Raw genomic sequence first — 20,309 nt, forward strand, 5'->3', positions numbered from 1 at the left:
ATTCGGCACATGGTGATCCTCGGTCTTGGCCTGCTGATCCTCGGCGGCATCGCGATCCTCTCCGCCGTCTTCGTCAGCGAGCCCGGGTCGGGTGGTGAGCTGCTCGGTTTCGACGTGACCACGCTCGAGTCCTTCTTCGTCGGCGTCGCCGCGGGCGCGGCCATCCTGTGGGGCTTCTCGATCCTCAAGTGGGGCACCCGTCGCAGCCTCGCGCACCGCAAGGAACGCAAGGAGCTGACCGAGCTCAACGCGAAGCTCGAGCGGGTCGAGGCCGAGCGCCGGTCGGACGACCCCGAGCGCCGCGACGCCGTCTGAGGGCCTAGCCAGGACCGGCCCTCGCCTCCGCGCTCACCCGCACGTCACGCCACGGGACCCGCGGTCCGGGCACCGAGACGGTGACCGTGACCTCGCGCCCGACCACCTGGCACCGGTCGAGGGAGGCCGCGTTGGCCGCCGCGACCCGGGCGGCCGCGTCGCACCCCGTCGCCGGGTCGTCGGCCCCTCCGAGGGCGGCCAGGTCGGCAGCCGCCTGCGCCTGACGCTGCGCGGTCACCAGGCCTCCGACGGCGGCGAGCCCCGCTGCGACGAACATCAGCACCCCCGCCATCGCCACCACCAGGACCGTCGCGGCACCGTCGTCGCGGCGCGACCGACCCGCCGCGCTCACGACGCCTCGGCCAGCGCGACCGCGTGGGCCGACACCGTGACACCCGGCAGCGCGCCGAGCAGCCCTCCCGGGCCGGCCACCCGGACGCTCGTGGTGACCTCGACCTGACCGGCCCCTTCGTCCACGCTCACCCGGGCCCCGTCGGGGGCGATGCGGAGCGCCACCGCGCGAGCCGAGGAGACGTCGTCACCCCGCGCCACCGCGCGCGCCGCCTCCCGCGAGGCGTCGATGACCCGCACCTGGGCCGCGCCGAGCGCCAGCATCCACACCAGCCCGGCGGTCAGCGCGACGAGCAGCGGGATGCCGAGGGCGAGCTCGGCGGTGGCCGCTCCCCGCTCGCGCCGAGCCCGCCTGCCCATCAGCCGATGCCCAGCAGGCCCATGACGTGGTCGAAGAGCCGCTCGAGCAGCTGGTCACCGAACTTGCCGGTGAGCAGCGTGTAGAGCAGTCCCGCGAAGCCGGCCCCGGCAGCTGTCCCGACGGCGTACTCCGCCGTGGTGATGCCGGACTCGTCGTGGCGTCGGATCTTCATCGCTTCCCCTGTCGTCCCGGGGCTCCCGATGAGCCCCGCTGGCTCCACCCTCGGCCGCCCGACCGACGCCGCGCACCCGCCCGTTCCCGGGCCTGTGGATCGCGTCCTCCGCGGGCGACCTGTGGACGGTTGGTGGCCCGTCACGGGGCCACCGACCCGAAGAGGGAGGCGACGGTCGGCACCACCCCGAGCAGCAGGAAGGCCGGCAGCAGGCACACCCCGAGCGGGACCGCGGCCGACACCCCGACCTTGCGGGCGGCGTCCTCGGCGCGGCCCAGCGACTCGCGCTCGAGCTCGTCGGCGAGCCGCTCGACGGCTTGCACGACCGAGGCGCCGGAGGCCTGGGAACGCACCATCGCGCGGGCCAGCGGAGCGAGCGCGGGGTCGCGGGCGAGGGTGTCCCAGGCCTCGGCACCCGACGCGCCCCAGCGTGAGCGCTCCACGACGGGCGCCAGGCGCTCGGCCGTCGGGCCGGGCATGGCCGCGCAGACCCGGGCCAGCCCGGAGACGGGTTCGGCTCCCGCTCGCAGGGTGGAGGCGAAGAGGGAGACGAGGTGCGGCAGCGAGCGCTCCACCTCCTCCCTCTCGCGGCGCGAGGCCGAGGACTCAGCCCGCGCCAGCACGTGCCGGGCACCGAGACCAGCGACGACCGCGGCCACCATGCCGGCAACACCGCCGACGACGAGCCAGGCAGCGAGCGCGACGCCCACCACGGCGACCGGGCGCACGCCGGGCCGGGCGGCGGTGCGCTGCCGAGGTGGCGCCACCGACGGGGGCAGCCAGCACAGCACGGCAGCGGTCGCGGCGAGAACCGTCACCCACGTCATGGCGCGGCCGCCCGGTCCGCCAGCCGCTCGATCCACCACAGCCCCAGCCCCAGCAGGCCCAGTCCCAGCACGAGGCAGCCCAGCCCGACGGGCGTCGCCAGCAGGAAGGCCCACGGGTCCGAGCCCGCACCCGAGCCCATGAGCAGGACCGCCAGCGGCAGGCAGGCCACGAGACGGGCGGTGGCCCGGGCCGAGGCCAGCTCGGAGTCGATGAGGCGGCGAGTGCGCCGGTGGGCGCGCAGGCCGCGGGCGGTGCGTTCGAGCGCGGCCGCGAGGCCGTGCCCCGAGTCGTGCGCGACCTGCCAGGCGCCTGCGACCCATCGCAGGTCCGTGGCGCCGCGGCGCTCGTGGGCCAAGCGGCGCATCGCGTCGGGGACGTCCGCGCCGAGGCGGGCGGCCTCCACCGCGACGTCGAGCGGTGGCCATCGCTCCGCCGCCGAGGCCAGCGCGGCGGCGGCAGGGCGGCCGGCTGCCAGCTCGGCGGCGAGCAGGTCGCACACCTCGAGCACCGCCGCCTGCGTCGCCGCGGTCTCGCGGCGTCCGGCCCAGGGCACCGCGGGGCGCGGTCGTGGTCGGCCGGGTCTCCCCGGCCCGCGGACGGCACTCGTCCCTCCCGCCGGGACCCACGCTGCCACCGCAGCCGCGGCGAGGAGCGCCACCAGCCAGGCGCTCACGGGACCGCCGACCCGAGCCGTGCGGCGAGGGTGGACGCGGCCGGCCCGCGCACCACCCGGTCGGCCTCGAAGGTCACCGCGGTGCGCAGCACCACCATTCCCGACGCGTCGCGCTCGGGCACCCCGAGCTCGAGGACGCGGCGTCGGCCGTCACGCCCGCGGCCCAGGTGGATCACCACGTCGAGCGCGGCGGCGAGCTGGCTGTGCGCCGCCTCCCGCGGCAGCCCGGCGGCCAACGACAGGGCCTCGATCCGGGCGGGCACGTCGGCCGCGGAGTTGGCGTGGAGGGTGCCGCAGCCGCCGCCGTGGCCGGTGTTGAGCGCCGCGAGCAGGTCGACCACCTCGGCCCCGCGCACCTCCCCGACCACCAGCCGGTCGGGTCGCATCCGCAGCGCCTGGCGCACGAGCGTCTGCAGCGTGATCTCGCCGGCGCCCTCGATGTTGGGTGGCCGGCTCTCCATCGCGACCACGTGCGGGTGCTCGGGCCTCAGCTCGCTGGCGTCCTCGACCAGCACGATCCGCTCGCCGGCGTCGACCAGGGACAGCAGGGCCGACAGCACCGAGGTCTTGCCGGTGCCGGTCCCGCCGGTCACGAGGAACGCGCAGCGGGAGTCGACGACCTCCTCGAGCAGGAAGGCCCCGTCAGGCGGCACCGCTCCGGCCGCGACGAGCTCGGGCAGCGTCCAGACCCGGCCGCGAGGCACCCGCAGCGACACGACCGTGCCCGAGCGGGCGACCGGGGCCAGCACCGCGTGGAAGCGGGTGCCGTCGGGGAGGCGTACGTCGGCGTGCGGGGTCGCGTCGTCGAGGCGCCGCCCGGCGGAGGCCGCGAGCCGCTGCGCGAGGCGGCGCACCGCGGCGTCGTCGGGGAAGGACACCGCAGCACGCTCGAGCCCCGCGCCGCGGTCGATCCACACGTCGTCGGGCCCGTTGACCAGCACGTCGGTCACGTCGGGCAGCCGCAGCAGCTCCTCGAGCGGCCCCGCACCGAGCACGTCGCGTCGGAGCAGGTCGTGCACGGCGAGCACGGTCGCGTCCCCCACCGGTGATCCCGACGCCCGCAGCGCCTCGGCCACCCGGTGGGGCGTCAGGTCGCCGACGGAGCCGGCCAGCCGGCGGCGTACGTCGTCGAGGACGGCCGTGGGCACCGCCGGGACCGCGGGGGCACTCATGCCGCCTCCAGGAGGCTCCGCGCGGCCCGCGCGAGCGGACCGCGGCCGGTGAGCGGGCCGAGCCCACGGTCGACCGAGGCGGCCAGGCCGCGCTGGTCGGCGACGGACGCCACCACCGGCAACCCGGTCACGCGCTCCGCGTCGGCGTCGCCGAGCGCCCCGGGTCGCACCACCAGTCCGGCGTCGGCGTCGCGGCCCAGCGTCGCGACGAGGCGTGCGGTGGCGGCGAGGGCCGGCACCGTGGCGGGCGTGACGACGAGCAGGTCGTCGCACCTCTCGACGAGCTCGGCCAGGCACGGGTCCTGCCGGGCGAGGTCGAGCACGACGAGGTCGTGGCCCCGCGCCGCCGACGGGAGGATCCGGCGCGCGGTCGGCACGTCGAGCCGCCGCTGCAGGCCCGACCACGTCAGCACGCCGAGGTGGTCGCGCCGCGGGACCGCCTCCCGCAGAGCCCGCGCGCCGAGGCGTCCGGCCGTGTCGACCAGGCCCTCCCACCGCACGCCCGGGCGCTCCTCCATCCCGAGCAACCGGTCCAGCCCCGCCCCCAGCGGGTCGGCGTCGACCAGCAGCGTCGGGGCACTCAGGGAGTGCCACTGGGCGAGCGCGCAGGCGAGCGTCGTCGCCCCGGCCCCGCCCGCGCCGCCCACCACGCCGACGGTGCGCCCCGGCGAGGCCCGCTCACCCACGTCGGCCAGGGCCTCCACCAACCACGGAGCCGCATCCGGCAGGTCGACCACCGACGCCGCCCCGATCGTCACCGCGGCCCGGAAGACGATGTCGGCCGGCGACAGGCCGACGACGTGCACGTCGGGTCGACGCGGCGGGGCGAGCGCCACGACCTCGTCGGCAAGATCGACCCCGACCAGCACGAGGTCGGCGCGGATCCAGGTCGCCAGGCAGAGCGCGGGGTCGCCACCCACCTCCACCTCGACGCCCGCCGCCGCGCAGAGCGGGACGACGGCGTCGTGGACGGGACCGGAGCGGGTGAGGAGGAGGACGGGCATGGCGACGAGCCTGCGCCGGGCCACCCACGCCGGCCAGTGCGGCGTACGGATCCCTGTGGACGACGCGTCCCGGAGCCCGCCTGTGGACGGTAGATGGCCCGTCCCGCAGGCCCGGAGCCCCCTACGATGAGCCCATGACCCGCCCCACCGCGGCCTTCTTCGACCTCGACAAGACGATCATCGCCAAGTCGAGCACGTTGGCCTTCAGCCGCGAGTTCCAGGCGGGCGGCCTCATCTCGAGACGCGCGATGCTGCGCTCGGCCTACGCGCAGTTCGTCTTCTTCACCGGCGGCGCCGACCACGACCAGATGGACAAGATGCGGCTGTTCATGTCGCAGCTGTGCGCCGGCTGGGACGTGGCGACGGTGCGCGAGATCGTCCATGACACGCTCAACAACATCGTCGAGCCCCTCGTCTACGAGGAGGCCGTGCGGCTGATGGAGGAGCACCGCGCGGAGGGGCGCGACATCGTCATCGTCTCCGCGTCCGGCGCCGAGGTGGTCGAGCCGATCGGCCAGATGCTCGGCGCGGACCGGGTGATCGCCACCCGGATGGAGATCGTCGACGGCAAGTACACCGGCGAGATCGACTACTACGCCTACGCCGAGGAGAAGGCGCGGGCGATCGAGCACCTCTCCGCCACCATCGGCTACGACCTCGACGAGTGCTACGCCTACAGCGACTCGGTCACCGACGTGCACATGCTCGAGGTGGTGGGCCACCCGTTCGCGGTGAACCCCGACCGTGAGCTGCGGCGGATCGCGACCGCGAAGGACTGGCCGGTGCTGAGCTTCGTGCGACCGGTCGCGCTGCGCTCGCGGGTGCCGCTCCCGCCGGCGCGCCAGACGCTCGCCGCCCTCGCCGTGGGCGGTGCGATGGCTGCTGGCGGCGTGATGTGGGCCAATCATCGCCGCCGGACGACCTGATCCCCGCCCGATCCCCGTGCACCCACCGCCGGGGGCAGAAGTCAACCCTTGAAGGTGCCGCCCGGCAGGACTACAACTGAGTCAGAACTCCAGAGCAGCACGTGATCCAGGTACCCACGCGGCGATCCACCCATCCGATGGGGTGCTAGCCATTCGGGATGTTCCCGAGGGCGGCGACTTAGAGAATGCACGCTTGGTAGCCAGGCATCACGTGTCAGCGGCGGCACCCGATCCTCGTGAACGGGTGCCGCTCGCATGCCCGGACCGGTGAGGGCTCAGCTGCGCAGCGGCGAGGCCTCGGCGCCCGCGGAGAACGCCTCCGCCCCGTAGAGCGCCCACGCGTGCACGCCGCGCGGCCCGCCGTCGCTGTAGGCGCGCAGGTTCGACTCGTACGCCGCCCGCTGGGCCAGGTGCCCGGCCTCGGGCACGACCAGCGACTTGGCGTCGACGCCGCGCGAGACCAGCACGAGGCGCTCGAGCGCGCGGGCGACGATCCCGTTGTGAGAGGCGAAGGGGGCGGCGGTGGCGACGTCGGCGTGCGCGATCGCTGCCACCAGGAGCGCGGGGGCGTCGGTGTCGGACAGCAGGAGCTCGGCGACCCCGCGCAGCCGGTCGGCCGAGGCCGCGTCGCGCGGACGGCCGAGCTCGTCGGCGCCCAGCGCTGCGGAGCCGACGACGGCGTGCAGCCGCGCGATCGCCTGCAGGGGCGCGGTCTTGAGCAGCGGGGCGAGTCCCAGCATCGAGGTGGAGAGGCGTACGGCGTCGGCGGCGATCTCGTCGGTCTCCCCCGCACGGACCTCGTCCAGCGTCGAGGACGAGCCCTCGAGCACGGCGCTGGCATGGGCGCCGCGCAGCAGCGACTCGGCGGTCAGCTCCGGCGACGTACGTCGCAGGCCGCGGTCGCGCAGCATCACGTCGATCCCGTCGCGGGTGCCGGCGTAGGCCGAGCGGACCCCTTCGAGGTCGGTGAGCCAGGCGAGCGGATCGGTCATGGGAAGGAACGGTAGTCGTGACAACCTTCGGCTCGGACCCTGCGTCCTATCGCAGTACGGTCGAACAGACGCACGCACCGATCTCCCGGGGGGACTCGATGATCCGCACCACCACCCTGACCACCGCCGCACTGCTGGGGCTCGCGCTCCTCGTCCCGACCGGCGCACAGGCCGCCGCCGACACGTGCCGGGGCCTGCCCGCCACGATCGTCGGCGCCGACAACCAGCGCCTCGTCGGCACCGAGGGCCCGGACGTCATCGTCACCAACGGTGCGCAGTCCCTCACCGCGCTCGGCGGCAACGACACCATCTGCGTGACCGGTACGCCGGTGACCGCGGGCCAGGCGATCATCGACATCGACGCGGGCGCGGGCGACGACTACGTCGAGGCGTCCGTCCAGGGCCGAGGCACCGCCACGACGCTGGGCGCCGGCGCGGACACGTTCATCTCCGGCAACGGCGCCGAGCACTCGGTGTACGCCGGCACCTCCCGCCTCGCCTCGAGCACCGACATCGAGGCCGACAGCATCCGGATCACCCTCGGCAACGCGTCGGTCACCAGCGGCCAGCCCAACACCGAGAACCGCGACACCGTGGCGATCAACGACGGGACCGTCGTGTGGAGCGGCCGTTCCAGCGGCCCCGGCCCCGTGACGGCCGCTGGTCGGGGCAACCTCGTCCTCGGCGGGATCACCGGATCCACGGTGATCGACGCCAGCCGGGGCGGCATCGGCTACGCCACCTCGGAGTCGACCTCGCTGGCCTTCACCGGGTTCACCGGGTTCACCTTCAGCGGCGGGACCGCCGGCGACACGCTGACCTTCCGCGGCACCGACGCCGACGAGCGCCTCGAGGTCTTCGCCCCCGACGGCGTCGAGCGCGACGTCACGATGGGCGGCGGGGACGACTTCTACGGCACGAACGGCACCGGGACCCGCTCGTCGAAGGCGCGCGGCGGCACCGGACACGACGAGGTGCTCCTGGCCCTGCCCAAGTACGACGTCACCGCCGACCTCGACGGCGGCCGCGCCGTCGCACGCAAGGGCCGCACCAAGAAGATCGTGAAGACGACCGGCTTCGAGGACCTCACCCTCACCGCCCGACGCGGCGTCGTCGACGGCACCCCTGCCAGCGAGCAGATCATCGTCGCCGCCTGCCGGGTCAACATCAGCGGCGACCGCGGCAAGGACTTCGTCGCGGCCACCGACGAGCTCGACGACGTGTGGCCGGTGCGCGACTGCCGGCGCTACTCGGCCTACCTCAGCGGGGGGCGCGGCAAGGACATGCTCTTCGGCGGGCCCGGCAACGACCGGCTGATCGGCGGTGCGGGCCGGGACACCCTCGACGGCGGCTCGGGTCGCGACGTGTGCCAGGGCGAGAAGCGCCGCGGCTGCGAGCGCAAGATCTGACGCCCGATACGGTGAGGGGGATGAGCGACGAAGTCCCCGAGTCCCCCGCCACCGTCGACCGCGCGCGGTCCTTCGGCCCCGTCGCCGAGGCGTACGACCGGGGTCGTCCGGGCTACCCCGCCGAGGCGGCCGCGTGGCTCGCCGGCGGGGAGGCCAAGGTCGTCCTCGAGCTCGCCGCGGGCACCGGCAAGCTGACCCGTCAGCTCGTCGACCAGGGCCACGCCGTCTTCGCCACCGAGCCCGACGAGGCGATGCTGGAGGTGCTGCGCGAGCGGGTGCCGGAGGTGAGCGCGAAGGTCGCGACGGCCGAGGAGATCCCGGCCAACGACCGCTCCGTCGACGTGGTCGTGGTCGCGCAGGCGTTCCACTGGTTCGACCACGAGGCGGCGCTGCCCGAGATCGCGCGCGTGCTCAAGCCGGGCGGCCACGTCGCGCTCGTGTGGAACAGCCGCGACGAGCGGATCCCGTGGGTGCGGCGGATGGGCGACATCCTCGGGCGCCAGGACCTCGACACGTCGTCGGCCGAGCAGCTCGTGCACAGCGACCTCTTCGGCTTCATGGAGGAGACGACCTTCAAGCACTGGCAGGAGATCGATCGCGAGTCGATCCTCGACATGGCCCGCTCGCGCTCGAGCTTCGCGGTGATGGACGAGGCCGAGCGCGAACGTCACCTCGCCGAGGTGCTCGCCTTCTACGACGACTACGGCCGCGGCATGGACGGCATGCGGGTCCCCTACGTCACCCGCTGCTACCGCGCGGTGGTCGTGGACCGCGACGAGCCGCCGGCCCACCCGGACGGCACTGACGGTCCCGACGACGAGCAGCCCAACGGTCCCGTCGTGAGCGACGGGACCGACACCGACATGCTCCTCATCGACTTCCGCTGAGTCCGCAACCTTCGGGGCCGCACGCGCATCACACGTCCGCAAGCACGACGACGAACTCGGGGGATCCCATGCGACGTACGACGCCACTGACCACTGCCGCGCTGCTCGGCCTGGCCCTGCTCACGCCGGCGACCGCGGCCACCGCCGCGGGCGAGACCTGCCGCGGCGAGGCGGCCACCATCGTCGGGACGGGGCCCACCGTGACCGGCACCGAGGGTCGCGACGTCATCGTGACCGCATCGGCCGGCGTGGTCGAAGCGCTCGGTGGCGACGACCTCGTCTGCGTGACCGGCCCGGGCGGCAGCTCCAACCTGCTGTCCGTCGACGCCGGCAACGGCGACGACGTGGTCGACACCACCGCCCTCGCGGCGGGGTTCTACGTCAGCACCGTCCTGGGCGGCGGCGTCGACACGTTCGCCGGTGGCCCGGCCTCCGACACGGTCTACGCCGGTGAGAAGGCGATCACCAGCAACGGCGGCTACTCCCACGGCGCCGACACCGAGAAGGACACGATCGAGACCGGCGAGGGCGACGACACCGCGTGGACCGGCGCTGCCGGCACCCCGAACCGCGACGTGGTCCGCCTCGGCGTCGGCACCGACCGGCTCTACCTCGGCGCCGCCAACGCCACGTCCGACGCGGTCCTCGACGGCGGCGAGGGCCTCGACGGCCTCCGCCTCACCGGCGGGTCGGGCGACCTCACCCTCGACATGGCAGCGGGCACCTTCACCTCCCCGCAGGGCACGGCCGCCTTCACGGCGTTCGACTTCACCAGTCTCGAGGTCGGGACCGGCACGGTCACCTACCGCGGCACCGAGGGCGACGACGACGTGGAGCTGCGGCCCACCGACGGCGTACCCACGCTCGACGTGACCGCTGGTGGTGGCGACGACGACGTCACCATCGAGCCCGCCACCGCGATCGGGACCGGCAGCCGCATCGACACCGGCGCGGGCACCGACTACCTCGTCGCGGCGACCGACACCGGCCGCCTGTCCCTCGACCTGGCGACGCAGCGCTTCGGTGTCGGCGGGGTCGACGCGGTCGCCGTCGGGCTGGAGGACGCCTTCCTGATGGCGCCCGAGGTCGTGATGAACGGCGACGACGGCGACAACGAGCTCCGGTGGAACGGCTGCGACGCCACGCTGCGCGGCGGCCTGGGCGACGACTACCTCGGCTGGCAGTTCGACGGGATCTTCGAGTCCTACAAGTTCGACTGCACCGGCGAGGTCTCGATGAACGCCGGTGACGGCCGCGACACCCTGCGCGGATCGAACAAGGGCGACCTGCTCATCGGCGGTCGCGGGCACGACACGATCGAGGGACGCGGCGGCGACGACCGGGTCCGCGGCAGCCGCGGCAACGACGAGGTCGACGGCGGCGAGGGCCGCGACAAGGTCAGCGGTGGAGCCGGCAACGACGTGCTCAAGGGCCGTGCGGCCGACGACGTGCTGTTCGGCGGCCCCGGTCGCGACCGGGTCGACGGCAGCAACGGCCGCGACCGCTGCGTCGCCGAGCGGAAGACGCGGTGCGAGCGATGAGGCGTACGACCTCCCTGACCGCCGCAGCACTGGTCTGCCTGACCGCCCCGGGGCTGGCCCTGCTCGGCCCGACCGCGGCCAGCGGCGCAGCCGAGACCTGCCAGGGCAGGACCGCGACGATCGTCGGGTCCGGGCACAGCATCCAGGGCACCGAGGGCCCGGACGTCATCGTCACGAACGGTGCCCGGTCGGTCTACGCCAAGGGCGGCGACGACCTCGTCTGCGTCACCGGCCGCTTCCTCGGCAAGTACTACCCCGTGGACGTCCGCGCCGGCGACGGCAACGACGTGGTCGACGCCAGCGGGGCGGGGCGGCAGCCGGTCCACGCGTCCTTCGGCTCCGGCGCCGACACCTTCGTCGGCGGAGGCGGCGACGACGCCGTCGAGCTCGACTACCCCGACGCCGCGGGCGGTGTCGACACCGTCGACGGGCGGGGCGGCTCCGACACCATCAGCCTCCAGACCGGCCCCGGCGACGTGGTCGTCGACAACGCGATCGGGCACTTCACCTCCGGCAGCGAGGTCCGCGCCACGTGGACGAAGGTCGAGGGCTTCGGGATCCACCAGTCCGCCGGGTCCCAGCGGATGACCTTCGTCGGCACCGCCGCCGACGAGTCGGTCTCCACCTCATCGGTGGACGACGCCGTCCTCGACGTGACTTTGGGACGCGGTGACGACCGCTGGTCCAGCGCGACCGCGCTCACGCCGACGAGCCGCCTCGTCGGTGGTCCTGGCCGCGACAGCATCTACATGGCGTCCGTGGAGGCCGGCATCGACCTCGACATGCCTGCCGGCACGATGGCCGTCGCCGCACCTGCGGCGTACGTCGTGACGGCCTCGGACTTCGAGGACGCCGACCTCTTCGCGCCGAACGTCACCGTGCGCGGCACCGACGGTCCCAACGACATCGGCCTCACGGCCTGCGCCGGCGTCGTACGCCTCGGCGGCGGCAACGACTCGGTGCGCCGGCAGTACGACTCCAGCTACGAGACCGACATCCGCTGCGCCGAGACGCTCACCGCCAACGGCGGTTCCGGCGACGACAAGCTCTCCGGCACGCGCGGGGACGACACGTTGAAGGGTGGCGCGGGCAAGGACGTGCTGAAGGGCGGCTTCGGCGACGACCGCCTCGTCGGCGGGGGCGGGGACGACCGGCTGGTCGGCCAGGCCGACAAGGACGTGCTGCGCGGCGGCAAGGGGCGCGACACCGCCGACGGCGGCACCGGGCGCGACCAGTGCGCGGCCGAGCGCAAGCAGCGCTGCGAGCGCTGAGGCCCGTCCGCGACTAGGGTCGCGGACGTGGCGAGGTGGAAGTGGCGGCGTACGTCGCTGGGCGGCGAGGCCGACCGCGCGGCCTTCCGCGCCCTCCACAACGCCTCGCTCGCCAGCCCCGCGCTGCGGGAGGGCCTGACCACCGCCAGCGCGGAGAAGTCGGTCGGCCACCTTCGGGCGCTGCTCGGCACCCCGGCCGCCGGGCTCGGCGACACCAGCGGGCTGCTGGGGTGGGACGGCCTCGGCGGCCACCACCGCAGCCAGCTCGCCGCCACGATCAGCCAGGTCGCGGAGACCGGGCGGACGATGATCGTCGACGAGCGCACGCTCGTGTGTGACGACGGAGCCTGCCAGGTGCGGCAGGCGATCGTGAGCCCGCTGGTCGTCGAGGACACCCTCGTCGGCGCGCTCGTGGTCGGCGCCCCGCACACCACCGGCGGGCTCGTGCGCGCGGCCGACGAGGTGGCGTCGTGGGTGAGCGGGCAGCTCGAGCTGGCCGAGCTCGACCTCTCGCGCAACCGGCTGATGGAGGCCGAGGTGCGCGCGCTGCGGGCCCAGATCAGCCCGCACTTCATCTACAACTCGCTCGGCGCGATCGCCAGCTTCGTGCGTACGGATCCCGACCGCGCCCGCGAGCTGCTGCTGGAGTTCGCCGACTTCACCCGTTACTCCTTCCGCCGCCACGGGGAGTACACGACGCTCGCCGAGGAGCTTCGCTCCGTCGAGCGCTACCTCCTCCTCGAGCAGGCCCGCTTCGGCGAGCGGCTCCAGGTGCGGCTCAAGATCGCGCCGGAGGTGCTGCCGGTGGCGGTGCCGTTCCTGTGCATCCAGCCGCTGGTGGAGAACGCCGTACGCCACGGGCTGGAGGCCAGCGCCGACAAGGAGGACGGCGTCGGCCGGCTCTCCATCACCGCGCGCGACCTCGACCAGGAGTGCGTCATCGAGGTCGAGGACGACGGCACCGGCGAGGACCCCGAGCGGGTGCGGCAGGCACTGGCCGGCGACGCCTCGATGGACTCGGTCGGTCTGGGCAATGTGGATGCGAGGCTGCGCAACGCCTACGGCGACGACTACGGTCTGGTCGTCGAGACCGCACCCGGCGCCGGCACGAAGGTCATCGTGCGGGTGCCCAAGTTCGCCCCGGGAGTCCAGGTATGACGCCACCGCTGAAGGTGCTCGTCATCGACGACGAGCGCCCCGCCCTCGACGAGCTGACCTTCCTGCTCGGCCGCGACCCGCGCATCGGCGAGGTCCGCGGCACCGACTCCGCCACCGAGGCGCTGCGGGTGCTGCAGGCCGAGGAGGTCGACGCGGTCTTCCTCGACATCCAGATGCCCGGGCTGACCGGACTCGACCTGGCCCAGGTGCTGTCGCGCTTCAAGGCCCCGCCGCCGGTGGTCTTCGTGACCGCCCACGAGGAGCACGCGGTCGCGGCCTTCGAGCTGCGCGCGGTCGACTACGTCCTCAAGCCGGTGCGCGAGGAGCGCCTCGCCGAGGCCGTACGCCGCGTGGTGGAGGCCGGCGCCCCGGTGCCGTCCGGCGACGTGCAGATCCCCGTCGAGCGCGGCGGCGTCACCCGCTTCATCAACCGCTCCGAGATCACCCACGTCGAGGCGCAGGGCGACTATGCCCGGCTGCACACCGCCGAGGGCTCGCACCTGGTGCGCACTCCCCTGTCGTCTCTCGCCGAGCAGTGGGCGCCGGCCGGCTTCGTGCGGATCCACCGCTCGGTGCTGGTCGCGCTCCCCCACGTCGAGGAGGTGCGCAGCGAGGGCGGTCGGGTCAGCGTGGTGGTCGGCGGGATCGAGCTGCCGGTGAGCCGGCGCCACACCCGCGAGCTGCGATCCGTCCTGACGAAGCGGGAGCCGCTCGCGTGAGCGACCAGCCGCCGCCACGGGTCCGGGTCACCGGCCCGCCGCGGCGGCGCGCGTCCGGCGTACGGTCCGCCGGGACACGCGAGATCGACGCCGAGACCGCCCTGGGCGAGGTCTTCATGCGCTCGCTGCTGCGCGAGCAGCTCCTCCTGGCGCTGCGGGTGCTGGCGGCGCTGGCGCTCACCCTCGGGCTGCTGCCGCTGGCCTTCCACCTCTTTCCCGCGCTCGGCGACGTGCGCGTGGGGCCGTTCCCGCTGGCGTGGCTGCTGCTCGGGGCGCTGACCTACCCGTGGCTGGTGCTGCTGGGCTGGCTCTACATCCGCCGCTCCGAGGCCAACGAGCGCGACTTCGCCGACCTGGTCGGATCGGTCCTGCCGGAGGAGCCACGGTGAGGGCCTCGTGAACGCCGACGTCGTCCCCGGCGTCGTCGCGGTCATCCTGGTCTCGGTCGCGACGCTGGCGATCGGCACGTGGGGGCTGCGGATCTCGCGCACCACGAGCGACTTCCTCGTCGCCTCGCGCACGGTGCGGCCGCGGCTCAACGCGAGCGCAATCGGTGGGGAGTACCTCTCGGCCGCGTCCTTCCTCGGCGTCGCCGGGCTGCTGCTGACCTTCGGCGCGGAGATGCTCTGGTATCCCGTCGGCTGGACCGCGGGCTACCTCGTCCTGCTGGTGCTCGTCGCCGCCCCGCTGCGGCGCTCGGGGGCCTACACGCTGCCCGACTTCGCCGAGGCGCGGCTGGGCTCGCGCGGGGTGCGCAAGCTCTGCTCGGTGCTGGTCGTCGGCATCGGCTGGCTCTACCTCCTGCCGCAGTTCCAGGGCGCCGGCGTGACGCTGCGCTCCACGATCGGGGCGCCGCCGTGGGCGGGGTCGCTGGTCGTCGCGCTCGTGGTGCTCGCGTCGGTGAGCCCGGGCGGGATGCGCTCGATCACCTTCGTGCAGGCCTTCCAGTTCTGGCTGAAGCTGACCGCGCTGCTCGTCCCCGTCTTCGTCCTGCTGGCGGTCTGGGCGGCCGACGGCGCGCCGGACCCGACCACCACCGCAGCCTCGTCGTGGTCGACCCCGCTGGCCTCGGGCGGTGGTGTCGGGCTCTACACGACGTACTCCCTCATCGTCGCGACCTTCCTCGGCACGATGGGCCTGCCGCACGTGGTCGTGCGGTTCTACACCAACCCCGACGGCCGGGCCGCGCGTCGTACGACCCTTGCGGTGCTGGTGCTGCTGGGCGTCTTCTACGTCCTGCCCCCGCTGTACGCCGCCCTGGGCCGGATCTACGCCCCCGACCTGATCGACGGCCGGTCCGACGTGCTCGTGCTCGAGCTGCCGTCGCTGATGGTGGGCGGGCTACTGGGCGCCGTGCTCACCGGGCTGGTCACCGCGGGCGCCTTCGCGGCCTTCCTGTCGACCAGCTCGGGGCTGACGATCGCGGTCGCGGGCGTGCTGTCGCAGGACGTGACCGGGCGGCGGTGGGGCTCCTACCGCCTCGGCGGCGTCGCGTCGTTCCGCGTCGCCGCGGCCATCGCGGTGGTGGTGCCGCTGCTGATGTCGCTGCCTGCGCAGGACGTCGCGGTGGCGCGGACCGTCGGCCTGGCCTTCGCCGTGACCGCCTCGACCTTCGCTCCCCTGCTGATGCTGGGGATCTGGTGGCGGGGGTTGACTCCGGCCGGTGCCGTGGCGGGGCTGCTCGTGGGCGGGCTGGGGTCCGGAGCTGCTGTCGCCTGGACCTTGGCGACCTCGTCGTCGTCGGGCTGGGCTGCTGCGCTGCTCGGGCAGCCGGCTGCGTGGTCGGTGCCGGCGTCGCTCGCCACGATGGTCGTCGTCTCCAAGCTGACCGCTGCGTCGGTGCCTGCGCACGCCGGACGGTTCATGGTGCGGCTCCACACGCCCGAGGCCGTCGACCTCCAGCGCTGATTCGTCGCACTCCCTCGCTGGTCGAGTAGCCGAGCTCCTCTTCTTCGCTGGTCGAGTAGCCGAGCGAGGAACGAGCTCGGCGTATCGAGACCCACTCTCCGCCCTTCGCTGGTCGAGTAGCGGTCGAGGGCCGACTTGATCTCAGGGAGACGAGGGAGCAACGAGGCGAAGAGTGCGCCATTGGTGAAGAAGAGAGCACTGACAGCCCATCGCTCCCGGTCCCTCATGAGCCCAGCGAAGCAGACTCCCGCAGCGCCGTCGATGACCAACGATGGTGGGCGGCCCGCTCGCTCGCGCGTACGTTCTGCGCTCCACACAGGGCGTGAGGTGTGGTGACCGAGGCGGTCACCCCAGCCCCGACATTCCGCCGCGTGCGACGCGTGAGGAGGGGACGTCCGTTGCCGCCGTGCCGACCGCTCCGTCAACGACAGGTCAACGCTGACCGCGTCCCCGGTACAGACCGTCAGACCGACCGGTGCGCGCGACTACGCGCAGTCGCGACAAACGGGCGGGGTGTCTGTGATCCTCGCGCTGCGGTGGTGCACGAGGAAGCAGACCGAACACGTGAACTCGTCGTCCTGCTTCGGCACCACCTCGATGCTGAGCTCCTCGTTCGACAGGTCGGCTCCGGGCAGCTCGAAGGACTCTGCGGCCTCGGTTTCGTCCTCGTCGATCTTGCTGGAGCTCGCGTCCTTGTTGGTCGCAGCGAGGCGAAGAGCTTCGAGGCTCTCCTCCTTCTGCTCCTCCTCGCTCTTGCGAGAGGCGTCGTAGTCAGTTGCCATGGTGGGAGGTACGTCCTATTCGTTCGGGGCGAGCGCAGTCTGCCGTACCCAGTCCGTCCTTTGAAAACGCATCCAGATGAACACTCGGCCTCAAAGGACCGTCCCACCTCTGTGGGCTGACGTCGGCCGCGGCATTCCGCCGCGTGTTGGGACTGCGGGAGCCTTCGAAGCCCAGCCATCCGCACCCGCGGACGATGTGAGACACGAGAGTCCGCCGGGGTGGGATCTACCTGCGTTGCTAGCCTGCGCCGGTGGCAGCCGGGAGAGACGAGGGAGCGCGGGAAGCGTTTCTACGCGGCCTCAAGCTGGGCGTCCCGTTCGGGGTGGTCGGCTTCTTCCTGAGCGCCTCATTCGGTGTGCTGGCTCGACAGGCAGGCTTCAGCGTCGCGCAGGCCATCGTCACGGCGATGATTGTCTTCGCTGGTTCGGCGCAGTTCGCGGCGCTGTCCGTGATCACCGTCGGAGGGGGCATCCCCGCGGCCTTGACCGCAGGGAGCCTGATGAACGCGCGCTTCTTGGCCATGGGCATCGCGCTGGCACCATCGTTGCCGGGCGGCCCGATGAAGCGCGCAGCGCAGGGGCAGGCCGTCGTCGACTCCTCGTGGGCACTCGCCAATCGCGGGGACGGCACCTTCGACCGGTGGCTGCTGTTCGGCACAACAGTCCCGCAGTACGTGACCTGGACGCTCGGTTCGGTCGTGGGCGCGATATTTGGAGACGCTCTGGGTGATACGCACCGGCTCGGCTTGGACGCGATCTACCCCGTGTTCTTCCTGTCGTTGCTGGTCGCGGAGCTCAGGGACGGGCCCTCCCGCTGGGTGGCCGCCTGCGGCGGACTTCTCGCGCTCGCTCTTGTGCCGATCAGTCCTCCGGGCGTGCCGATCCTGGCTGCGAGCGCCGTTACCCTCATCGGACTGGTGCGGAGGTCGAGGTGACGCTGACCTACACCCAGGTATGGGTCCTCATCTTCGGCCTGGCCGCCCTGACCGTGCTGATCAAGGCCCTGGGTCCGGTGCTCCTCGGCGGACGGGAGCTGCCGCCATGGTTCTCCCGCGTCATCGTCCTGATGGCGCCCGCGCTTCTCAGCGCGTTGGTCGTGACCTCGGTGTTCGCCACTGGACGCTCATGGTCGGTAGGTGCACACACCGTGGGCGTCGGAGTAGCCGCGTTGATGCTGTGGCGTCGCTGCTCACTGGTGCTGTCCGCCGTTGTGGCAGTCCTTGTCACTGCCGGGTTGCGGGCGATCTGAGACCCCAGCGTCCGCGTCGTTCGACCTCCAGGTCTGCCACATGGGTGCGTCTTAGCGCCTAGGGTGACCTGTTGTGCCAGCCCGCACTGATGCTTCCGCCGTCCGCGTGGGCGTGGCCGGCGCGGTCGTGATCGCCGTTCAGTTCGGGATGGGCCGTTTCGTGTTCGGCCTCACGCTGCCCGATCTGCGCTCGGATCCCTCCCTCTCCCCTGCTGGCCTGTCCGACCCGCTTCTCGGTCTGATCGCCTCGGCGACGTTCGCGGGCTTCCTCGCCGGCATCCTCGGGGCCCCGCTCCTCGCGCGGCGACGCGGTCCTCGCGCGCCCACCACGCTCGGCTGTGCCTGCGGCACCATCGGCGGCCTAGTGGTGTTCGGCGCGCCGCATCCGGCGGTGCTCGCCGCAGGTGCGGTACTGGTGGGCAGCGCTGCGGGCTGGGTGTGGGCGCCGTACAACGATCTGATCGCCGCAGTCGCTCCGCCTGCTCGCCGCCCCACACTGCTCGCACTGGTCGCAACGGGGACCAGCGCCGGCCTGGTCGCTGTCGCGATGGTTGCGCTGGTCGGTTCGGGGTGGCGGACGGCGTGGGCCGCGGTCGGCTTCGCATCGGCCGCAGCGGCGTTGCTCAATCTGCGCTGGGTCCCGCGGGTGGCGCCCCCGCCGTGCGGCAGGACCGACCGGGTCCCCTGGCGACCTCTGCTGCTCCCGGCCGCCTACTCGGTGGGGTTCTACGTCACGACGACACTGTTCTTCACCTATGCCGCCGAGACGCTTCGCCTCGGCGGGCTGCCGTCCCAGGCAGCGCCCGCGCTCTACGCCGTCATCGGGGTTCTCGGCCTCGTCGGACTGCTGACGGGGCGCTGGTGCGAAGGGATCGGCGCCCGCCGCGTCGCAGCCTCGTGCCTCGCGCTCATCGCCGTCGCGCTCGCCGTCCTCGCACTCGCCGGCGATAGTTGGGTTGCCGCTCTTGCGGCGGCGGCGGTCTTCGCTCCGGGCTACATGGGCGGCGCCGCGGTCATCGCCATCTGGACCTCCTCGCTGGCCCCCGAGCGCGCGACACAGGCGATGACGAGCGTCCTCGCTGTCGGCGCGCTCGCCGCTGTGGTCGGACCGACGGTGGTCGGCGCACTCCTCGGTTCGTTCGAGCTGCCCACGGTGCTGGTGGGGCTGGCCCTCCTCGCCGCGGCCGGTGCCGCGGCGCTGGCGGCGCGCCGGGTCTGACATCGACCACGCGCCGTGCGGTCGCGTCACCCGGAGCTACCGGGCCTCATTCGCAGCCAGTCCCGTCCCCGTCCCCGTCCAGGTGGGTCCCGTACCCCAAGTCCCCGATGCGGACCGGGGTCGCACCCGCCGCACGAGCCTCGTCACAGCTGTCGTAAGTCGCGGGCTCGGCGGATGAGTCGGTCGCCGCGTCGTTGGTGGCGTCGAACGGGTCAGAGATGTTGTGATCCACCGCTGTCGGCGCGCCCCACGGGTCAGGCGTGAGGGCTTGTCCGTCGCACGGGGTCAGCACTCGCTGGATCGCAGCCTGCTCCGCAGAGGTCACCCAGAGGTCGTACTTGGCCTTCACCGCGACCTGCCGGGAGACGTACTCACAGCGGTACGGCTTGTTGGCCGGCAGCCACGTGGCGGCGTCACCGTCGCCCTTCTGACGGTTGGCTCCGGCGTCCGTCGGGAGGAGGTTCAGCGGGTCGTTGGCGAAGGCAGCGCGCTTCTTGATCGGCCAGCCGAAGGCTCCCGTCGCCCAGGCGTTTCCCAAGGAGACGATGTGGTCGATGTCGATGAGCGAGACATGGCCCTGCCAGTAGTCGATCGTCGACCCGGTGTAGGGGTCGTCGTACGAGCCAGCAGCCACGACGCAGCCGTTGCTCTCCAGCGTCACCGGAAACAAGCGCTCACGGAGGACGTCGTTCCTCGTGTCGCACCCATTCCGGTCCGCGTCGAGCCACGCCGGCCCGAAGCGGTCGCGGTCATATCCCGTCATGGGAGCACGCCCCTTGACCGGAAGGAGGCTGAGCGCCGCCACAGCGGTTCCGTCGTCGGCTTTACGACCGGCGGACGGAGACGCGGACGGCGACGGGCGAGAGGGCTCAACGGAAGCGTCGCGCGCGCCCGCCACGACGTCGGAGTCGCCGCCACACTGGGCGACCACCACAAGAAGTACGGCACCCACGACGACATGCGTGAGCTTCATGGGGATCCGCGTCGGCAGAGTGGGATCGAGCGCGACTCAGGCGGCGCGGCCGCTCGGGTCAGCGCTTCTCGCAGGCGATGCCGTCGTTGTCCGCGTCGAGCGTGCCGTTGTGACCGTCAGCAGCCCGGTACTCCTTGGTGTTGCGGTAGAAGTTGGTGACCGGCGTACCGCTCGTGCGGTCCCTCGCCTTGGCCAGGCCGACGCCGTGGGGCCACTTCTTGTTGAGGTTGGTGCAGTTGTCGTGGTGGCCGGTCGTGTGACCCGACGCCGGACCGGCCAGCGTCAGCGTGGTGGCGGCCAGGGTGGTGACTGCGATCGAGATGAGCGTCTTGGTGGCGTGCACGATGGATCTCCCCGTTTGGTCGTCCCCGGTGCAGGCACGATGGCCACGAAGGTATG

Annotated in this window: 24 protein-coding genes and 1 pseudogene; 13 read left to right on the top strand and 12 right to left on the bottom strand. The window is 73.1% G+C overall.

The genetic code is table 11. From position 1 onward, the window contains the following. Positions 1 to 9: 9 nt before the first annotated feature. The gene (locus IRX98_RS02190) at positions 10 to 315 is read left to right on the top strand and encodes a CgeB family protein (protein WP_224273511.1); all 306 of its coding nucleotides are present in this window, start codon (positions 10 to 12) and stop codon (positions 313 to 315) included. A 4-nt stretch (positions 316 to 319) separates the two neighbouring features. Here IRX98_RS02190 and IRX98_RS02195 read toward each other — a convergent pair whose 3' ends face one another. From IRX98_RS02195 to ssd, 7 genes are all read right to left on the bottom strand, one after another. After that, positions 320 to 667: an Rv3654c family TadE-like protein gene (locus tag IRX98_RS02195; RefSeq protein ID WP_224273512.1), complete on the bottom strand. Its 348-nt coding sequence runs from the start codon at positions 665 to 667 to the stop codon at positions 320 to 322. Beyond that, entirely contained in the window at positions 664 to 1,026 is a 363-nt protein-coding gene (locus IRX98_RS02200) for a TadE family type IV pilus minor pilin (protein ID WP_224273513.1), read from the bottom strand. Before IRX98_RS02200 ends, IRX98_RS02195 begins: the two co-directional genes overlap by 4 nt. After that, the gene (locus tag IRX98_RS02205) at positions 1,026 to 1,199 is read right to left on the bottom strand and encodes a DUF4244 domain-containing protein (protein WP_224273514.1); all 174 of its coding nucleotides are present in this window, start codon (positions 1,197 to 1,199) and stop codon (positions 1,026 to 1,028) included. Before IRX98_RS02205 ends, IRX98_RS02200 begins: the two co-directional genes overlap by 1 nt. 140 nt (positions 1,200 to 1,339) lie before the next feature. Next, positions 1,340 to 2,026 (bottom strand): type II secretion system F family protein, encoded by a 687-nt coding sequence (locus tag IRX98_RS02210; protein WP_224273515.1) that lies wholly within the window; start codon positions 2,024 to 2,026, stop codon positions 1,340 to 1,342. Continuing rightward, a complete protein-coding gene (locus tag IRX98_RS02215) occupies positions 2,023 to 2,700 on the bottom strand; it encodes a type II secretion system F family protein (RefSeq protein WP_224273516.1) in 678 nt (225 codons plus the stop codon). Before IRX98_RS02215 ends, IRX98_RS02210 begins: the two co-directional genes overlap by 4 nt. Beyond that, positions 2,697 to 3,872, bottom strand: coding sequence for a TadA family conjugal transfer-associated ATPase (locus IRX98_RS02220; RefSeq protein ID WP_224273517.1), 1,176 nt, complete (start codon positions 3,870 to 3,872; stop codon positions 2,697 to 2,699). Before IRX98_RS02220 ends, IRX98_RS02215 begins: the two co-directional genes overlap by 4 nt. Further along, a complete protein-coding gene (gene ssd, locus IRX98_RS02225; protein WP_224273518.1) occupies positions 3,869 to 4,876 on the bottom strand; it encodes a septum site-determining protein Ssd in 1,008 nt (335 codons plus the stop codon). The genes IRX98_RS02220 and ssd overlap by 4 nt, the downstream gene beginning before the upstream one ends. A gap of 134 nt (positions 4,877 to 5,010) precedes the next feature. On the opposite strand from ssd, the gene IRX98_RS02230 reads away from it, so the two are divergent. Continuing rightward, positions 5,011 to 5,802: an HAD family hydrolase gene (locus IRX98_RS02230; protein ID WP_224273520.1), complete on the top strand. Its 792-nt coding sequence runs from the start codon at positions 5,011 to 5,013 to the stop codon at positions 5,800 to 5,802. 275 nt (positions 5,803 to 6,077) lie between these two features. Here IRX98_RS02230 and IRX98_RS02235 read toward each other — a convergent pair whose 3' ends face one another. Next, a complete protein-coding gene (locus IRX98_RS02235; protein ID WP_224273522.1) occupies positions 6,078 to 6,794 on the bottom strand; it encodes a Fic family protein in 717 nt (238 codons plus the stop codon). 98 nt (positions 6,795 to 6,892) lie between these two features. Here IRX98_RS02235 and IRX98_RS23285 point away from each other — a divergent pair, with 98 nt between their 5' ends. From IRX98_RS23285 to IRX98_RS02275, 8 genes are all read left to right on the top strand, one after another. After that, on the top strand, positions 6,893 to 8,203 hold the full coding sequence (locus tag IRX98_RS23285) for a hypothetical protein (protein WP_308044383.1): 1,311 nt from the start codon (positions 6,893 to 6,895) through the stop codon (positions 8,201 to 8,203). Between the two features lie 20 nt (positions 8,204 to 8,223). Next, positions 8,224 to 9,090 (top strand): class I SAM-dependent methyltransferase, encoded by an 867-nt coding sequence (locus IRX98_RS02245; RefSeq protein ID WP_224273524.1) that lies wholly within the window; start codon positions 8,224 to 8,226, stop codon positions 9,088 to 9,090. A 68-nt stretch (positions 9,091 to 9,158) separates the two neighbouring features. Then, positions 9,159 to 10,631, top strand: coding sequence for a calcium-binding protein (locus tag IRX98_RS22945; protein WP_268928593.1), 1,473 nt, complete (start codon positions 9,159 to 9,161; stop codon positions 10,629 to 10,631). Beyond that, positions 10,628 to 11,902, top strand: coding sequence for a calcium-binding protein (locus IRX98_RS02255; RefSeq protein WP_224273525.1), 1,275 nt, complete (start codon positions 10,628 to 10,630; stop codon positions 11,900 to 11,902). Before IRX98_RS22945 ends, IRX98_RS02255 begins: the two co-directional genes overlap by 4 nt. Positions 11,903 to 11,929: 27 nt before the next feature. Then, positions 11,930 to 13,060 carry a sensor histidine kinase gene (locus IRX98_RS02260; RefSeq protein WP_224273526.1) on the top strand — a complete coding sequence of 377 codons (1,131 nt, stop codon included), beginning with the start codon at positions 11,930 to 11,932 and terminating at the stop codon, positions 13,058 to 13,060. Beyond that, entirely contained in the window at positions 13,057 to 13,779 is a 723-nt protein-coding gene (locus IRX98_RS02265; protein ID WP_224273527.1) for a LytR/AlgR family response regulator transcription factor, read from the top strand. Before IRX98_RS02260 ends, IRX98_RS02265 begins: the two co-directional genes overlap by 4 nt. After that, positions 13,776 to 14,168, top strand: coding sequence for a hypothetical protein (locus IRX98_RS02270; RefSeq protein ID WP_224273528.1), 393 nt, complete (start codon positions 13,776 to 13,778; stop codon positions 14,166 to 14,168). The genes IRX98_RS02265 and IRX98_RS02270 overlap by 4 nt, the downstream gene beginning before the upstream one ends. Before the next feature lie 7 nt (positions 14,169 to 14,175). Beyond that, positions 14,176 to 15,687 carry a sodium/solute symporter gene (locus tag IRX98_RS02275; protein WP_224273529.1) on the top strand — a complete coding sequence of 504 codons (1,512 nt, stop codon included), beginning with the start codon at positions 14,176 to 14,178 and terminating at the stop codon, positions 15,685 to 15,687. A 485-nt stretch (positions 15,688 to 16,172) separates the two neighbouring features. On the opposite strand, the gene IRX98_RS02280 is transcribed toward IRX98_RS02275, so the two are convergent. After that, positions 16,173 to 16,469, bottom strand: a complete 297-nt coding sequence (locus tag IRX98_RS02280; protein ID WP_224273530.1) for a DUF4193 domain-containing protein — start codon at positions 16,467 to 16,469, stop codon at positions 16,173 to 16,175. 251 nt (positions 16,470 to 16,720) lie between these two features. Here IRX98_RS02280 and IRX98_RS02285 point away from each other — a divergent pair, with 251 nt between their 5' ends. The 3 genes from IRX98_RS02285 to IRX98_RS02295 all read left to right on the top strand — a co-directional run bounded on the left by IRX98_RS02285 (position 16,721) and on the right by IRX98_RS02295 (position 18,937). Next, positions 16,721 to 17,404, top strand: a complete 684-nt coding sequence (locus IRX98_RS02285; protein WP_224273531.1) for an AzlC family ABC transporter permease — start codon at positions 16,721 to 16,723, stop codon at positions 17,402 to 17,404. Further along, positions 17,401 to 17,718 carry an AzlD domain-containing protein gene (locus IRX98_RS02290; protein WP_224273532.1) on the top strand — a complete coding sequence of 106 codons (318 nt, stop codon included), beginning with the start codon at positions 17,401 to 17,403 and terminating at the stop codon, positions 17,716 to 17,718. Before IRX98_RS02285 ends, IRX98_RS02290 begins: the two co-directional genes overlap by 4 nt. A 73-nt stretch (positions 17,719 to 17,791) precedes the next feature. Further along, complete coding sequence (locus tag IRX98_RS02295) at positions 17,792 to 18,937, top strand: MFS transporter (RefSeq protein ID WP_224273534.1); 1,146 nt, start codon at positions 17,792 to 17,794, stop codon at positions 18,935 to 18,937. A gap of 46 nt (positions 18,938 to 18,983) precedes the next feature. Here IRX98_RS02295 and IRX98_RS23705 read toward each other — a convergent pair whose 3' ends face one another. From IRX98_RS23705 to IRX98_RS22950, 3 genes and pseudogenes are all read right to left on the bottom strand, one after another. Next, positions 18,984 to 19,169, bottom strand: a complete 186-nt coding sequence (locus IRX98_RS23705) for an excalibur calcium-binding domain-containing protein (protein ID WP_372455989.1) — start codon at positions 19,167 to 19,169, stop codon at positions 18,984 to 18,986. A 30-nt stretch (positions 19,170 to 19,199) separates the two neighbouring features. Then, positions 19,200 to 19,910 (bottom strand): annotated as a pseudogene (locus IRX98_RS02300) (HNH endonuclease family protein); the annotation flags it as partial. A gap of 58 nt (positions 19,911 to 19,968) precedes the next feature. Then, positions 19,969 to 20,253, bottom strand: a complete 285-nt coding sequence (locus IRX98_RS22950) for an excalibur calcium-binding domain-containing protein (protein ID WP_224273538.1) — start codon at positions 20,251 to 20,253, stop codon at positions 19,969 to 19,971. Between the last annotated feature and the right edge of the window lie 56 nt (positions 20,254 to 20,309).

It is taken from the genome of Nocardioides lacusdianchii (assembly GCF_020102855.1).
GTDB classification, from domain to species: Bacteria; Actinomycetota; Actinomycetes; order Propionibacteriales; family Nocardioidaceae; genus Nocardioides; species Nocardioides lacusdianchii.

Bases quoted from the DNA above. Each gene is read 5' to 3' on its own strand.
- IRX98_RS23285 (WP_308044383.1), top strand. From the start codon at position 6,893: ATGATCCGCACCACCACCCTGACCACCGCCGCACTGCTGGGGCTCGCG.
- IRX98_RS02200 (WP_224273513.1), bottom strand. From the start codon at position 1,026: ATGGGCAGGCGGGCTCGGCGCGAGCGGGGAGCGGCCACCGCCGAGCTC.
- IRX98_RS02280 (WP_224273530.1), bottom strand. From the start codon at position 16,469: ATGGCAACTGACTACGACGCCTCTCGCAAGAGCGAGGAGGAGCAGAAG.
- IRX98_RS02190 (WP_224273511.1), top strand. From the start codon at position 10: ATGGTGATCCTCGGTCTTGGCCTGCTGATCCTCGGCGGCATCGCGATC.
- IRX98_RS02265 (WP_224273527.1), top strand. From the start codon at position 13,057: ATGACGCCACCGCTGAAGGTGCTCGTCATCGACGACGAGCGCCCCGCC.
- IRX98_RS22945 (WP_268928593.1), top strand. From the start codon at position 9,159: ATGCGACGTACGACGCCACTGACCACTGCCGCGCTGCTCGGCCTGGCC.
- IRX98_RS02230 (WP_224273520.1), top strand. From the start codon at position 5,011: ATGACCCGCCCCACCGCGGCCTTCTTCGACCTCGACAAGACGATCATC.
- IRX98_RS02205 (WP_224273514.1), bottom strand. From the start codon at position 1,199: ATGAAGATCCGACGCCACGACGAGTCCGGCATCACCACGGCGGAGTAC.
- IRX98_RS02235 (WP_224273522.1), bottom strand. From the start codon at position 6,794: ATGACCGATCCGCTCGCCTGGCTCACCGACCTCGAAGGGGTCCGCTCG.
- IRX98_RS02220 (WP_224273517.1), bottom strand. From the start codon at position 3,872: ATGAGTGCCCCCGCGGTCCCGGCGGTGCCCACGGCCGTCCTCGACGAC.
- ssd (WP_224273518.1), bottom strand. From the start codon at position 4,876: ATGCCCGTCCTCCTCCTCACCCGCTCCGGTCCCGTCCACGACGCCGTC.
- IRX98_RS02210 (WP_224273515.1), bottom strand. From the start codon at position 2,026: ATGACGTGGGTGACGGTTCTCGCCGCGACCGCTGCCGTGCTGTGCTGG.
- IRX98_RS02245 (WP_224273524.1), top strand. From the start codon at position 8,224: ATGAGCGACGAAGTCCCCGAGTCCCCCGCCACCGTCGACCGCGCGCGG.
- IRX98_RS02255 (WP_224273525.1), top strand. From the start codon at position 10,628: ATGAGGCGTACGACCTCCCTGACCGCCGCAGCACTGGTCTGCCTGACC.